At 41.1% G+C, this 15633-nt stretch carries 14 protein-coding genes and 1 other RNA gene; 5 read left to right on the top strand and 10 right to left on the bottom strand.

Translation table 11 applies throughout. The features are described 5' to 3' along the window. Window positions 1-95: 95 nt before the first annotated feature. The 7 genes from LLY41_RS11635 to LLY41_RS11605 all read right to left on the bottom strand — a co-directional run bounded on the left by LLY41_RS11635 (window position 96) and on the right by LLY41_RS11605 (window position 5072). Window positions 96-1073, bottom strand: coding sequence for a ring-cleaving dioxygenase (locus tag LLY41_RS11635; protein WP_095243013.1), 978 nt, complete (start codon window positions 1071-1073; stop codon window positions 96-98). A 105-nt stretch (window positions 1074-1178) separates the two neighbouring features. Further along, on the bottom strand, window positions 1179-1319 hold the full coding sequence (locus LLY41_RS11630) for a hypothetical protein (protein WP_175609081.1): 141 nt from the start codon (window positions 1317-1319) through the stop codon (window positions 1179-1181). 257 nt (window positions 1320-1576) lie between these two features. Beyond that, a non-coding RNA gene (ssrS, locus tag LLY41_RS11625) (6S RNA) lies at window positions 1577-1773 on the bottom strand. 131 nt (window positions 1774-1904) lie between these two features. After that, window positions 1905-3167, bottom strand: a complete 1263-nt coding sequence (locus LLY41_RS11620; protein WP_304585434.1) for an L-lactate MFS transporter — start codon at window positions 3165-3167, stop codon at window positions 1905-1907. Window positions 3168-3290: 123 nt separating this feature from the next. Further along, a complete protein-coding gene (locus LLY41_RS11615) occupies window positions 3291-3899 on the bottom strand; it encodes a TetR/AcrR family transcriptional regulator (protein ID WP_304585433.1) in 609 nt (202 codons plus the stop codon). Between the two features lie 13 nt (window positions 3900-3912). Further along, window positions 3913-4338, bottom strand: coding sequence for a DUF5392 family protein (locus LLY41_RS11610; protein ID WP_304585432.1), 426 nt, complete (start codon window positions 4336-4338; stop codon window positions 3913-3915). A gap of 14 nt (window positions 4339-4352) precedes the next feature. Then, window positions 4353-5072: a GTP pyrophosphokinase gene (locus LLY41_RS11605; protein ID WP_304585431.1), complete on the bottom strand. Its 720-nt coding sequence runs from the start codon at window positions 5070-5072 to the stop codon at window positions 4353-4355. Window positions 5073-5467: 395 nt separating this feature from the next. Between LLY41_RS11605 and LLY41_RS11600 the strand changes: the two genes are divergently transcribed. The 5 genes from LLY41_RS11600 to LLY41_RS11580 all read left to right on the top strand — a co-directional run bounded on the left by LLY41_RS11600 (window position 5468) and on the right by LLY41_RS11580 (window position 11178). Continuing rightward, window positions 5468-5863 carry a MarR family winged helix-turn-helix transcriptional regulator gene (locus LLY41_RS11600; protein WP_304585430.1) on the top strand — a complete coding sequence of 132 codons (396 nt, stop codon included), beginning with the start codon at window positions 5468-5470 and terminating at the stop codon, window positions 5861-5863. 1 nt (window position 5864) lies between these two features. Next, window positions 5865-7058 carry an MFS transporter gene (locus tag LLY41_RS11595; RefSeq protein ID WP_304585429.1) on the top strand — a complete coding sequence of 398 codons (1194 nt, stop codon included), beginning with the start codon at window positions 5865-5867 and terminating at the stop codon, window positions 7056-7058. 357 nt (window positions 7059-7415) lie between these two features. Continuing rightward, a complete protein-coding gene (locus tag LLY41_RS11590; protein ID WP_159867732.1) occupies window positions 7416-8474 on the top strand; it encodes a GerAB/ArcD/ProY family transporter in 1059 nt (352 codons plus the stop codon). Window positions 8475-8494: 20 nt separating this feature from the next. Then, entirely contained in the window at window positions 8495-10012 is a 1518-nt protein-coding gene (locus LLY41_RS11585) for a spore germination protein (protein ID WP_304585428.1), read from the top strand. Window positions 10013-10014: 2 nt separating this feature from the next. After that, window positions 10015-11178: a Ger(x)C family spore germination protein gene (locus LLY41_RS11580; RefSeq protein ID WP_159867726.1), complete on the top strand. Its 1164-nt coding sequence runs from the start codon at window positions 10015-10017 to the stop codon at window positions 11176-11178. A gap of 414 nt (window positions 11179-11592) precedes the next feature. On the opposite strand, the gene LLY41_RS11575 is transcribed toward LLY41_RS11580, so the two are convergent. From LLY41_RS11575 to LLY41_RS11565, 3 genes are read right to left on the bottom strand one after another with little or no spacing between them, the layout of a single operon-like run. Next, window positions 11593-11877, bottom strand: a complete 285-nt coding sequence (locus LLY41_RS11575) for a hypothetical protein (protein ID WP_251282925.1) — start codon at window positions 11875-11877, stop codon at window positions 11593-11595. 60 nt (window positions 11878-11937) lie between these two features. Then, window positions 11938-12360, bottom strand: a complete 423-nt coding sequence (locus LLY41_RS11570) for a hypothetical protein (protein ID WP_304585427.1) — start codon at window positions 12358-12360, stop codon at window positions 11938-11940. After that, a complete protein-coding gene (locus tag LLY41_RS11565; RefSeq protein WP_304585426.1) occupies window positions 12324-15449 on the bottom strand; it encodes a S8 family serine peptidase in 3126 nt (1041 codons plus the stop codon). Before LLY41_RS11565 ends, LLY41_RS11570 begins: the two co-directional genes overlap by 37 nt. Window positions 15450-15633: the final 184 nt, after the last annotated feature.

Below are 15633 nucleotides of genomic sequence, written 5' to 3'. Positions count from 1 at the left end.
TACTTTTTTAGTGAATACCCACCATTATACCCTAAAAAAAGGCAGCTGTCCTCCACTGCGTTAAAGCAGTGGACTGACAGATGCCTTTGGCCTTGTTATTCTTTCACAAAATCCTTCGTGCTTCTTACTGTATCAATTGGACGGACAAAGCTTTCGATTTGCTCCCTTTTCGGCTCAAGGAATGGAGGCAGTGACAGCTTTTCCCCAAGTGTTTCATAAGGCTCGTCACCCATGAAACCAGGTCCATCCGTTGCGAATTCAAATAAAATCTGCGGAGCAACACGGGAATATAAAGAACCGAAGAAGAAGCGGTCGACAAAACCTGAAGTCTGGAAACCAAAGCCTCTCAAATGCTGATCCCATTCCTCGAGAACCGATTTATCTTCGACGCGGAATGCAGCATGATGAACGGTTCCGTAGCCCTGGCGCGCCTGCGGAAGAGATGGATTAAATTCCACAACCACCTGTGCCCCATTTCCGCCTTCACCAACTTCAAACAAATGGAAATCTCCTTCTTGAGCGATTTCCTTAAAGTGCAGCACTTTTTCCATCATTTCTTTAAAATAATCAAATTGAGCAACCCTTACAAAAAGCGGCCCCAGACCGGTGATCGCGTACTCCAGCGGGATTGGCCCTTTCTGCCATGGTGTTCCGGATGGTACTCCTTTATTGGCTTTATCCGAGATCAATTGGTATTTTTGATCATCGAAATCTGTGAATGACAGAGTTTTCTTGCCGAACTGCTCCTGAATGCCGGAATGTGGAACCTCTAAGCGGTCAAATCGCTTTACCCAATAATCGAGCGCTTCATCTGTCGGAACCCGGAATGACGTTTTCGATATTTCATCTGTTCCGTGAGAGCCCTTCGGAATACCGGGAAAATCAAAAAATGTCATATCCGTTCCCGGACTTCCTGTATCATCTGCAAAAAATAAGTGATAGGTTTGAATGTCATCCTGATTGACGGTCTTCTTTACTAAACGCATGCCTAATGTATATGTGAAAAACTCATAATTTTTTTCCGCACTACTGGTGATGGCTGTAACATGGTGAATACCTTTTAATTGATTCAAGTGTACTTCCTCCCCTTTGTTATCTATCTTAAAATAAAATATCTTTAATTCGAGATAATTTTACTTTATCACGGCATATTGCTGGTGTCAATATTACCCGGGGTCCTAGAAAAAGGATTTAATAATGTCTTCCTCATGATTGCATTCCTTGCAGATGTACTCGATTTCCAGCGCATCCTCCCTGGCGATATGGACCGTTTCTTTTCCGCAGACTTCGCAATATCTCTTTTCCGTAACTTCCTTCATTTATTCCAACTCCTGTTCATATGTCGTTTATCGCAGTCTAACGGGCAGTAAGACCCCCACTTCAAGACTCAGAGGAATTTAAAGAGGATAAGTTGGGGTCAAACTGCCCGTAAAGGCCCGATTGGTTCAACTAACAATCAGTGGGGATAAGGAAAACCCCCACTGATTGAAGTTTCACTTTATCTTGGTTTAACCAGAATTTCAGTTTCTAAACGTAAAAAAACCAGCTCCCATCAGGAACTGGCTTGATTACAGTATGTACAGCCGCCATTGCCGTAAATAATGATAAGAAAGTTTTAAACCACCACTCCTCAAAGTGGGTGTTCGCAGAAACATTCCTGCCTGTCCTCCTTGTCATATAGACGGAGGCCTGTCATTCCCGTTTCAATGTAAAACTCCCTATTACAGCTTAAAGGTTAAAACTTTATTATGATTACGAACAATGCAGCTTGTATTTATATATTAACGGATGCCGGCGGATTTTTCAATGGGCTTGCTCAGGTATTTTATTTGGTTGAGCAAGGGAGTGAGCGCTCTAAGCCATCGTTTTCTCCGCGCTCTCTCTTTTTTGAGCCTTTCCTCCAATTATAGTGAAAGCTGACCGCTTGCTCTTTTTTGCTTCTTAACAGTACGGATTTCCTTAATGTCACGCTTCATGAGCAGAGAAACAATGAAACCGATGGCAAGCATGGTGCCAAATACATAGAAGGTAATCGTATAGCTTTGCGTATTTTCATAGATGCTCGAGACAAGCATCGGTCCGACCACACCTGCAATGGACCACGATGTAAGCAGATAACCATGAATGGCACCAAGCTGTTTAGTTCCAAACAGGTCTCCGATAAAGGCCGGAAGCGATGCAAATCCTCCCCCATAGCATGAAACAATGATATAGAGGAAAACAGAAAAGATAAACGAGTTTGTGATGAATGGAAGAATGAAGAATGCTGCCACCTGTATCAGGAAGAAGGTCATATATGTATTTCCTCTTCCAAGATAATCGGATGCAGATGCCCAGCCAATTCTTCCGCCTCCATTAAAGAGACCCATTATGCCAACGATGCTTGCTGCGGTGATGGCGCTGGCTCCAGTGATTTCCTGTGCCATTGGTGCGGCAACGGAGAGGATCATGATGCCTGCAGAAATATTGATGAACATCATAAACCAAAGCAGCCAGAAACGCTTCGTCTTAATTGCTTCATTTGCAGTCAGCTGTGCCAGGTCCGCTTTTACCGGCCGCTCTTCCCTGTTCTCTTCCATTCCTTCAGGTGCCCATCCTTCTGGCGGTTTAGCGATGTAAAGTGCTCCCAAAATCATCAGTACAAAATAACTGATTCCAAGGATATAGAAGGTTGTCGGAATCGATGTGGCAATCATTAATCTGCTGGCAATTGGGCTTGTAATGAGAGCCCCTGCACCGAAGCCCATAACTGCCATCCCGGTGGCAAGTCCCCTTCTGTCAGGAAACCATTTTACCAATGTGGAGACAGGTGCAATATAGCCGAAGCCGAGACCCAATCCCCCAATGACACCGAAGAAAATAAGGAATAGGATATAGTTCTCCAATTGAATGGCAAACCCGGATCCAATAATCCCAATTCCAAAGAAGACAGCAGCAATCATGGCTGACACTCTTGGCCCCCGCTTTTCTACAAACCGGCCAAAAAAGGCTGCCGCAATCCCCAGAATAAATATGGCAATGGTAAATGCCAGTGAGACGTCGGTTTTTTCCCAGCCTAGCGTTTCTTTCAATGGATTTTGATAAACGCTGTATGCATAGACCGAACCAATTGATAAATGAATGGCGACGGCTGAAAGGGCAATCAGCCATCTGTTCTTGTTCGCCATAAATAACCCCTTCCCCTGAATATTGTTTTGTTTACTCCCCTTTTAAGGAATAAGCTCCATGCTATTTTTTACCTTCCCAAAAAAGCCTGTCTCTAATCCTTTTAGAGACAGGCTTTCTGAAAATTATTCTGATACGAACCCTTTTTTCAGTAAATAGATTTCTGTTTTGTAATTATGGACAGCCTCGTCGAATGGCAGCTCCCCCGCAAATTTTTTAACGATATTATGAAACGTGACAGAGGAAAGAATCTGCATCATATGAAATAACTCCTGCTCGTCCTGAATATTCAGCCGTTCCTTATTAATCAGATTGCTGATCTTCTTAAAATTCTCATTCAGGTCATTTTCTCCGAAGCTTCTTGCCATAACATTTTCGATCCGGTGCGTCATATTAAGAAACAAATTCCTCAAAAACTGCAGGTTTTCTTTTTCTTCTGTAATGATGGCTGTATAAAAATCGGTCATCGCATCAAAAAGATCACCATTATTTTTTTGCAGCGTTTCAAGGAAGTACTTCTTATAAGCAGACACATGGCTATTTAATAAGTAGAAAAACGCATCTTCTTTGTCATCAAAATACTGATAGAAGCTGCCACGCGGGATTTTGGCATCTTTTATGATATTGGATATGGATGCCTGGTAAAGCGGCACGCGGGCAAATTCCTTTTTGGCCGCATGGACTAAGTTTTCCCGTTTGTCTTCAGGCAAATTGAAAAAAGTAATTTTCGGCAAACTTTGTTCCTCCTTATTGCCAGTCTCTTTTTTCCTCCTTTAAGAATTGGATAAAATAAGGGACAGCCTTTCTGGGGTTCTCATTGATCAATGCTTGATATCTCGCTTTAATAGGGTCAGAAGCCCATTGGCTTTTAGAAATCCGTTCTTTCATGTACTGTAAGCTCAGTTTTTGAATCTCCAGCTGCTTATGCTTCCCTTCTTTCGAAAGTGCGAAACCGAGCGCACCAATAATAGCGTAAATCAAAATGGCTGCCGGCGATGTTTTCTCATCCTGAACGGTGAAAAACAAGGTCATGAGATTGATTAGTGACAGAATAATCAAAGGTGTAGACCAAAAAATATATCTGGAAGCTTTTTTCATGATGGGAGATACTATTTCTTCAAGCTGCTCAAGCTCTCTTTTTACGAAATTCGGCATATCTGTCCACACTTGCATTTATTTCGTCTCCTTTAAGTTTTAATCCCTTTATGGCCCAGTAGAAATTGCAGGCTTTCGGGCGAAAAAGTCATGGCTTCATTATCATCCAGCCGTTTTAAAGCAATCATTTCATCATGGAGATTCTCCATTTTCCGATCGAGGCGGGAAGCTGTGTCAGCTGCCTCTTTCAGTTCTTTCACTATTCTTTGCGGAATTTCTTTATTGTACTTGTAGTAAATCTTGTGCTCGAGGCTCGCCCAGAAATCCATCGCAATCGTCCGTATTTGAATCTCGACAGGAACCAGCTCTTCCCTGTCAGACATAAAAATGGGGATCTGGACAATTAGATGAAGGCTTTGGTAGCCATTTGGCTTGGGATGCTGAATATAATCCTTGCATTCGAGCACGGTTATATCTTTCTGGTTTTCAAGCATGGCTTTGATTTTATAGATATCGGATACAAAGGAACATGTAATGCGGACGCCCGCAATATCTCTAATATTCTGCTTAATGGATTCCAAAGAAATCTCCAATTTTTTTCTTTGCAGCTTTTTAAATATACTTTCTGGAGATTTAATACGTGATTTTACATGCTCAATTGGATTATAGTCATGCACATACTGAAATTCTTCTTTAAGGATATTTAATTTCGTGTTTATTTCTTCCAATGCGAACTTGTAGGACATCATAAAACGCACTAGATCTGTCCTTAGTTCCCTCAGTGTAATTTGCTCGGGCGTATTTGTGGCCATATGGACTCCTTTGAATTTTATCCTTATTTTTGGGTGGCTTAAGACTGGATGGCTTTTTGCAGATTGCAGCATTTACCCCCTGTTTTTGCAATTTAGAAATAAGCAAATGAATTTTGAACAATGCTTTCACCTCTATATGACACTGTGTCATTCTTACAATTAAATTGTATATGACATCGTGTCATACGTCAACTAAATATGACACGATGTCACAAAATTGCCTTCTTTTATTGAATGGAAAGCTGTTTTGGAAACAAAGATTTGGCCTATTTACATATCACTGATGAGAACTGTATAATGGATAAATAATTAGTTACTCTCGATAACTATTACTCAAAGTAACCATTTAGGAGGTTTTTAAGATCGAAACATTCCAGCGTTTTTTTCATCAGCTTGTGCTATTGTATCGCCCATTTGAAAATAGGCTGAATACTGAGTTAAGCAAGCATCAATTATACCGGGCTCAATGGTCCATCCTGTATTACTTGAATAATGATGGTTCCGTTACATTGGTGGAGCTTTCCCATTACCTTGGCGTTGAAAAACCAACGGTGACAAGGACGATTGCAAAATTGGAGGAAATGGGCTACTTAGAACCTGTTCCGACTAAAGACAAACGGGAAAAAAGAATGCAGCTGACTGAATCCGGCAGGAAGGTTTATCAGGAAATCCGGGCCACAATCGATGAATTCGAACAGGAAATTCTAAGAGGGGTTTCAGAGGAGGAACAGCTGGAAGGGATTCGTCTGATGAGCTTAATCCGCAAAAATTTACTGCAGGGAGAGTTATAAATTGAATTCCAAGCTTTGGACAAAGGATTTTATTATTGTTTCCTCCGTTAATTTTTTCTTAACATTGATTTTCTATTTGCTGATGGTGACCATTGCAGTCTTTGCAGTGGATTACTATAGTGCCACAACCAGCCAGGCCGGGCTTGTGACAGGCATCTTTATTATAGGAACGCTCATTGGCAGGCTTTATATCGGGCGGGCCATTGATACCATCGGCCGTAAGAAAACACTTTCTATCGGTTTGATCTTATTTACACTGACGACCCTTTTATATTTCGTGAACATCGGGATTGCTTTCCTGCTTGGCACCAGGTTTATACACGGCATTGCTTTAGGTGTCGCAAGTACGGCGACTGGAACCATTGCAGCACAGATTATACCGGCGACCCGTAAAGGTGAAGGAATTGGCTATTTCAGCATGAGCACAACGCTGGCGACAGCTGTTGGCCCATTTATCGGCTTGTTGATGATGCAAAAGGTATCTTTCCAGCTGATTTTTGCCTTCTGTCTGATCATCGGCATCATTGCTCTGATTACATCCTTCTTCTTGTATGTTCCTGCAATAGAAACCTCTGGTGTGAAAAAGCAGGGCTTCCAAATTTCCAGCTTTATTGAGCCAAAAGCAGTCCCGATTGCATTCATCACATTGGCAATCGCATTCGGTTATTCAGGCGTCCTTTCTTTTATCAATTTTTATGCGAAAGAAGTCGACTTAGTGGAGGCTGCGAGCTTTTTCTTTCTCATCTACTCTGCCGCTGTCCTGGTTTCACGCCCATTTACCGGGCGGCTGATGGATCTTAAAGGAGCCAATTATGTCATGTACCCCGCTTTTATCTTATTTGCGGCAGGCATGTTTGTCCTCAGCACAGCAAGCAGCAGCTTCACCCTGCTTTTAGCTGGAGCGCTGATTGGGCTAGGCTTTGGAAATATGCAGTCGTGCACCCAGGCAGTGGCCGTCAAGCTGACACCCGCTCATCGGATGGGGTTGGCGACGTCTACATTCTTTATCTTCCTTGACGCAGGACTGGGATTTGGCCCCTATTTGCTTGGATTCATTATTCCGGTTACAGGCTATGGCAAGCTCTATGGAATGATGGCAATCTTTGTTTTATTATCAGCGATTTTATATTATTTCCTTCATGGGAAGAAAGAATCTGACACTTTGAAGAAAGTGAACACATCGGTTTCAGCCTGAAAATAAAGCATTGCAAAATTGAAAAAGAGTCATGGACCCACTGTTAATGGGTTCCGTTTTGAGGTGCTTTTCTAAAAATATGGACTAAGAGACAGTTCTTTTGACATCTAAATGGCAAATAAAAAAGCAAAACTCGCCCCAAAACTGGGCGAGTTTTCTTTGTTATTAATTCCGGTTCTTTTTAAAGTAAAACCATTAAGGGATTTATGTGTAAACAAAACTGCAATTTCAAGCCGTTTTGAATCAGGTGTTTCCAGTATATTGAGAAGTGTTTGGGGGCAATGAATAGAACGAAGTTGTTGAGGGAACTATAGCACATGATAATACGTTCCCATTGTTTGGAAATGAGGTGAATTTTTGACTAAGATATCTCCTATTCAGGCATACATGATGATTATTCTTTCTGTTGGATTGATGAACCACGTTATTATTATCCCATTACTGCTAGGAGCATCAGGGCGAGATTCTTGGCTAGTAGTGCTTCTTGTTTTTGTCGCTTCCCCTATATGGATCGGTTGTTTGAACTACATATTAAAATATATGAAGAATCAACACTTTAAGAAGTGGCTAGAGCACCACTTTGGAAAGTTTGTATCTGCACTTTTAGTTATTATCTATAGTTTGTTTGTATGGGTCATTGGCTTTATTACCTTAAAAGATACTCTAACATGGACTACTGCAGCATACTTGCCTCAAACTCCAATGCTTTTTCTCGCGGGAACCACACTTGTTGCTTGCTTCTTTGTCACTTGTCAAGGGCTCAGCACGATTGCGATTGTGAGCGGGATATTGTTGCCTTTTGTGGTTATTTTTGGTTTCCTTGTGTCGTTTGTAAATATTCAGTTTAAAGAATATACCTTACTTTTTCCTTTGTTGGAAAACGGAGTTGCTCCATTATGGAAAGGTGTTCCTTATGTTGCCGGAGGATTGATGGAGTTGTTTTTATTGATGTTGCTGCTTCAGCACAATTTATCAAAGAAACCAGGATTCGGAAGCTTGATGCTGCTGTGCCTCATCCTTACAGGACTTACATTAGGACCATTGATTGGCTCGATTACGATATTTGGCCCTGATGAAGCAGCTAACCAGCGTTACCCCCCTTACGCTCAATGGAGAATAGTTAGGATGGGAGAATATGTGGAGCATGTCGATTTTTTTTCGATTTACCAATGGCTATCAGGTACATTCATTCGTGTGTGTCTCTCTATCTTTCTCTTGGGAGAATTATGGAATTTAAAAAAGCGCAGATGGTTTCCAATGTTATTAGGCACAATCGCTATGCTTGTTGCTATTTTGTTGCCGATTAGTGACATGGCTTTTCTAGACCTGTTGGGCAAATTTTATTTACCTTCATTTTGCATTTTTACAATAGCGACCTTGATCTTGTATGTAGTTCGAATCATATTCTCTAAATAGAGTAAAAGGGGTAACAGCAGATGATGAAAATATTAAGAAATAAGAGAGTAAATGGCAAAAGGTCATCAACTAATCCAGAGGCAACAGGGTTACCTCTTAATGAACAATCATTGATCCAACACTTTAAAATGAGTCAAGATGTAAAGCATCATTTTTACAAATTAATACCTAATGATGAACATTCGAGAGTCCTATTGATTTATTGTGAGGGCTTAAGTGACAACCAAACGTTCATTCATGAGACAGCGCTCCCTCATTTGACCCGATTTTACGAAAACTATGGATTTCAACATCATAAGGAAATTGCCGAATCGAGTCAATTACAATTAGAATTAGTCAATCCTGAAGAGTGGGAGCAAACGGCCGAAACAGATATCTATGAAGGTAAACTACTATTGTTTATTCCTAGCTTACAAATCTTGTTCTCCCTCGATATCTCTAAAAAACCGTCACGAAATCCGGAAGAATCCAGCATTGAGGTTTCAGTAAGGGGACCAAAAGATGGATTTGTAGAAGAATTGGGAGTCAATGTGGCATTAATTCGGAAACGTATCAAATCAAACAGCATGGTTTATGAAACTAAAAAAGTAGGCGTTCGCACAAAAACAACCATTGCGATTCTATATATGCGTGACATTGTTGAACCAAAAATTGTTCAAACTATAAGGAATAAATTAGATAAAATTCAAGTTGACGGGGCTTTCAGTGCCACTCATCTAGAAGAATTAATGGAACCGACAAAAACCTTGTTTCCTTTAATGGGGTATACAGGAAGACCAGACTTTACCGTTAACTGTATGCTAAATGGTCGTGTGGCGTTGATTGTGGATGGTACACCCGCTGCTTTAATCGCACCTGCCAATTTGTTCCTAATCGTGAAAACTCCAGAAGATATCCATCATACTGCATTATCGGCAACTTTTGGTCAATTTCTTCGTTTATTAGGATTGTCCGTTTCACTTCTACTTCCTGGATTTTGGGTTGGTATTCTTGCCTATCATCAAGATCAACTACCCTATTATCTACTTGCGATATTAGGCGTTAACCGATTGGGAATTCCGTTTGATGTAGTAGTGGAAATGTTTATTGGACTTGTCTTCTTAGAAATCCTGCGAGAAGCTGGTATCCGATTGCCTTCTGCAGTCGGCAGCACCGTAACCGTTGTAGGCGGACTTATTCTGGGTGATGCGGCTATTCGTGCAGGATTCCTATCCCCTGGTATTGTTGTCATCGGAGCCATTACGCAAGTGTTTGGTTCAACTTTATCAAACCAGTCATTGGCTGGAACGATTAGCCTTTTACGCTTCTTCATTTTCGCGCTGTCTTCCATCCTGGGGATCTACGGGTTCTTCCTTGGATTATTTATTTTGATCAGCCATTTAGCATCTTTACGTTCATGCGGTTTGCCTTACTTGGCTCCGATTTCACCGCCTTATAAAGACTTAGCCAATGCATTAATTAGATTACCTTGGCAATGGAGAAAATCTCGCCCAGATATGTTAAATACTAAAGATTCTACAAATCAAGGGGATAGGTAAAAATGCGGGGATATAAAAGTATTTTTGTTTTTCTTCTTCTCCTCAACCTTACCGGATGTTGGAGCAGATATGAAGTACAGAACATGAACTATGCAACTGCTGTTGGTATTGACTATATCAATGACAAATATACAGTTTTTGTGCAATTACTAGATTTCACGACAGTGGCAAAGCTGGAGGGACAGCAAAAAGAGGAACAGCCCCCGGTTTGGGTGGGCAAAGGTCAGGGTGCTTCATTTACTGATGCCGTAAATGATTTGTATAGTACATCACAACAGCGCCTAAACTTTGGACAAGTCTCTGCTATCTTGTTTAGCGAGAGAATGATAAAAGAAAACAAAGTAGGGGAAGTGCTGGAATTAATCAATCGTTATCGTGAAATAAGGTACATATCTTGGCTTTTCAGTACAAGAGAGCCTATAGAAGAAATTCTTCTGGCTACACCCTTTTTTAGATTGTCTCCGAAAGCATCGATTCTTCACAATCCCGAACAAAATTATAGACAGCGATCCATCCTTACTCCGATCCGCCTGAAACAATTTGTATTAGACTCAAACGAAAAGCCCAGGACTAGTTATATACCTGAATTATCGATTCGCAGAGGTCAGTGGCAGGAAAGTAATAAACCCAAAGAGTTGCTTAAATATTCAGGTATACATATATATGATCAGGACAATTATTATGGTCGAATGGATCTCGAGGATTTGTCTGGATTGCCTTGGCTAAGTACTCACACCATCCGAGTTCCTCTTAATCTTTTTGCCGAAGAAAAGCTTGCTGCTATTCTTGTCGCCGAAAAACCCAAGTTTGAAGTGACCCCCATTGTTAAATTGGACAAAGTGTTTTTCGATATATCTGTGAGTGTGAAAGCCGGAATCAATGAATTACACACTGACCTTACAGAACATAAGCTCAAACAAATTGCTCAAAAAACAATAGAAGAGCAAATCCGTAATACGTATCAAACCGCGTTTAATAAGGGGATAGATATTTACAACTTGGGTGAAACATTATATCGCCAACATCCACATCAATGGAAGCACATTGCCACAGGAAAGAACCAACTCGTTTTAAACCAAGATTCTCTTCGCAACGTAGATGTTGATGTGAACATTGTTTACTCTGGAAGGTATAAATTGCATGAAAATAGTAAATCCAAAAAGTGATTCAGGTATAAGGCTTGGTATGGTCTTTTGGACTCAGTTTTAAATATTCTAATTAAAGAAGTATGCCATATTATTGAAAGGTTATTGATCTCAGTAGATTATAAAAAATTGACCTATAATTCAAATTAGTTTGCACGGGGAGTAACTTAACTCCCTTTGTTGACTCCGACATTAGATATACCCTTTTTCATTTAGGCTGGGAATGATACGGATTAATTGACCCATTGTTTCATCCTTATGAACATACTGAAATAATCCTATACCTTAGGTGTAACTATTTCAAAAACATCCCCTTTTACTAACCTAATCAATACTTATTTCTCTTTACCATATTTTAACACATGTTTTTTCAACTAACCTCTCTCTACAGAAGCGTACACACCCGATTACTCCTGATTTGTTAGATTTTCATAGCTATTTACCTGCTTGTAAATGGATTACAGTTGGAGGATAGTCACCACTAAAAAGGATATATTTGTACACATGGTGATGAATGGACACTGGGATAAGGATATTGCCGGCAGCCAAAGCGGCATTGAAACCGACAGCTATTTTGGCCTGCATTTTAAGGGTACAATACTTATTGTCCATATAAAATATAATGTCAATTGCTATTTCAAAAATGATGAAAGAGGCTAAAAACCCTAAAAAATAAGGAAAATGACGTGTGCCAATTTCACACGTCATTCTTTTTGCCATTTATCAATAAAGCACCCGAAAACGAAACCCTTTAACCCGCTGTCCATGGCTTTTATTCATTTATTTCTGAACAACTGTAACAGTCTGAGGGCTAGTGCTTACTTTAAAGCCCTGTTTATTTGATACATCCGCACTAATCGTGTAAGTCCCATCCGGAAGATCAGCATCAGGAGTCCACTTTAAGTGAATTTCAAGTTCATTTTCTACATTAAAGGTGTCAACAATGTTTCCTGCTTCATCTTTAACGTACACCTTCCAGTTTAAGCGGTTGTTTGCAAATGCATTGATCCCGGCAGGTGTGTTTGCATTCACATTTTTATTAGGATAAACACTGAAGTAGCTCACCAGCATGCTTTCATGAATATAGGAAGGATCCCCCCATACAGCATAGCTATGGTTTAAGGCATGGTCGACACCCAAAACGACAATGCTTTTCGGTTCTTCTTTTACAAGGGCTGACGTTTTTCCAGGCTCGAGCGGCATATACTTGCCGTTATACCAGATGATGGCCCCATTATAGCCGCTTCCCCCTCGTTATCTTCAGACTTGAAGGAAATCTCATATTGGCCGTCCTTTGGCTGTACCTGAATATCCGAGACGACTGGTGCAACTGAATCTACGTGAACCGGAAGCCTTACTTCCTGCGGTTTGGCATCCTTGTAATCAAGTGTTGTTTTGATTACATACTGATAGGTTCCATCCTCAACGAATTGCCCGTTTTGATTCTTAACATCCCATAAATATCCGTAAATCATATTATCCCCAAGTGCCATAATATTTTTTCGGAACTTCCATGGCTTGCCGGTATATTCACTGAAGTCACCTAAATAATTGATCACTTCACCTTTATCATTCTCAACATACATTTCTGTCTTTTGTAAATTGCGAAGAGCTGTAAAAGATGGGAAAACACCCGGCAAAGCAGCATTAGGGGAAATCACAATGCGGTCCATATTAAAGGTTCCGGTATATGGGTCATATCCCATTGGAAATCGTGCCCCTTCATCGTTCCAAAGAATGGTGTACCCAAGGAATGCATCTTTTTCCCAGGCAGCTGGGTCCAGGTTTTGAGGCTTGTCCCATTCTCCATAGTAACCCATATAAGGCACCGTTAGCGGAACAGCTGCTTCGCTATTTTTCCCGGATGGCACAAGACGGACAAAGCCTTCTACAAATGAGCCCTTCTTTAAGTTTTTCGGCAATTGAATCTGTACATCCAAACTCTTATTTTGTCCTGGCTTAATTTTCAGCTTTTTTCCTTTGAATTCCGTTACTTTATCACCGTTAACGATGGCAGCAGCCCCTGAAATTCTCTTGCTTGTCATCGTTAAATATTCTTTAGAGTCTAATTTACCGTCGTTGTCCAAATCAAACTCTTTTGTTTCTGTTTCATCTGTTAAAACATCAACGTACACTTGATATTCAAGATCTTTCACATCAGCATCACGAAGTGCTTCGACATTCAGTTTGAAGTGTGCTTTACCGTTGATCTCCTTAAGAGCAACGGCTCCAGCCTGTTCCAAAGGAGCATTTTTATTTGTAACAAGTACAGGTGTTTTGATCGCATTTTGTATTTGCATCATGCCGGAACCCTGAACGCGCGGTGAGTATGGAACCTGGTTATTTGCACGCGGATCCCGTACGACTTTTGACGTATTCATTAAAGCAATTTTCGCTTTAAGCGCCGTTTCTTTTGATTGTTTTAATCCTTTTTCATATAGTGCCTGAAGCAGCAGTGCTGACCCTCCTGCAACATGAGGTGCTGCCATGGATGTTCCGCTCATGATTTCATATTCATTGCCGGGAACAGTCGAATAAATTCCGCCGCCAGGTGCGGATAGCTCAGGTTTGAAATCCAGCGTGTGCGGTGTTCCAAACGATGAAAAGTCTGACATATTATCCTTTTCCGCATTTTCCAGCCAAATCCCTTTGCTCATCTGCATTTTTACTGTTTGTCCCTTTGTAAGCTTGGAAATTAAGGCCTCTCCTGCCTCTTTGCCTGTTGTTGCTGCAGGGATAAAGTATGGACTAAAATACAAGAAAGAATAGTCCCCTTTTTCAGGCGGCGGAACAAGGATAACTGCCTTGGCTCCATTTTTTTCGGCTTCAGATTGTACATGTGTATAGGAAAAATAGTTAAGTGTTGGCTTTGCTATAACAATTTTGCCTGCTACATCTATGCCTGTAAAATCTTCTCTTTTGCCTTCCCCCACATACACAAATTCATAGCTCTCACCAGGAGTTAATACCTTTGAAAGCTTTAAATCCACATGGGTCTGATCCTGGTATGGAAGCTTGAAACCATTTTCATCCGAAAGGACGTTCCTATACAATTTACTATTTTCATAGGAAGCAACAGATAGCGCAAACGGGCTGACAGAAGGTTCCCCGACTGTGCCAATATCCGGATTTTCCGCATATGGCTTAGCAGAGGACTCCAAAATATTATTTTTAGTACTGTAAGAGGAATTGCCTCCAGCTACTACTACCAGGGTACCCTGCTCAGTTGCTTCCCGGATTGACTTTTGGATCGGATCATTTTCTTCTCCAACAAAGCCGGCATCAGATCCAAGACTCATGTTAATGACATCAGCCCCCATTGTGACAGCATGTTCAATTCCGGCAATAATATCATCTTCATAAGCTCCCCCGCCGTTATCAGAAAAGACTTTTTCTGCCAGGAGCTGAACACCGGGAGCAATCCCCTTAACTCCATCATTATCTTCATCTCCATTGGCACCTACAGTACCGGCGACATGCATGCCATGCGGGCTTCCATACTGCCCGCGGGGAATGACATCCGTATCCTCATCTGCCCAGTCATAGCCTGTCGGCACTTTGTCACTATACCAGACGTCATTTATAGCCGTTTCAGTGAGTTTTCCCTGTATTCCTTGCTCCGACCATTTCTGCTTATCTTTCCCATCATCCGTCAATGTCATATCCTGGTGTGTATAATCCAATCCGGAATCAACTACTGCAACAAGCAGCCCTTCTCCTTCATAGCCATGCCGCTCCCAGACCTTTTGCGCCTGCACTAACTCCTTGCTGGCCCCCATGGATGGCTGGAAGGTTCTCGCAATATGTACGTTTGTGACACCAGGTATTGCCTGAATTTCTTTTACATTACGAAACTCTGTATCTAAGCTAAACCCATTAAATCCCTCATAGAAGCGATGCTTCACTTTCTTGAAGGATTTTTTCCTGGAGAGCGTTGAAATGACTTCGTCCTGTTTTGCTTTCATTTTACTTTTTTTGCTTTGCTTTGTTTTCTCTGTATCTGCCGGCTGTTCGACCTCAACGATTACACGCAGAATTTCATTTGGCTTATAAGGCGCCACTAATCCTTTTTCTTGCAAATCTGTATACCCAAGCTTGTCCACTGCCTGTGATCCAGCCTGATATTGCTGATCCAAAAATATTTTTTGTCCCTGCTTAACAATTTCTTCTACACTTGGAGCCTGGATCTGATCATCCTGATCTCCTTGTGCCGATACGGTTCCCCCAAATAATAAGGCTGCTGCCAATGCAGAAGTCAGCACCTTATAGGGTACCCCTTTTTTCGCCTTCATCTCTCTCCCGCCCTTTCCTCCATATGGAAAAATAAATTTTTTAACTTTTCATAAAATTAATTGTAGGGCCGGGCCTGAGAGATGTAAATTGGGGGAATTTAATGGGAAGGGCCTGTTAAATTTCATAGCTTTGTATCTAAAACACGGTATATCTTCGTGTACTAATAGTATAAAAGACTCGTTA

The sequence above is a fragment of the Cytobacillus firmus genome, from assembly GCF_023612095.1.
Taxonomy (GTDB): Bacteria; Bacillota; Bacilli; order Bacillales; family Cytobacillaceae; genus Cytobacillus.
This window is presented reverse-complemented; position numbering and strand designations above follow the sequence as displayed.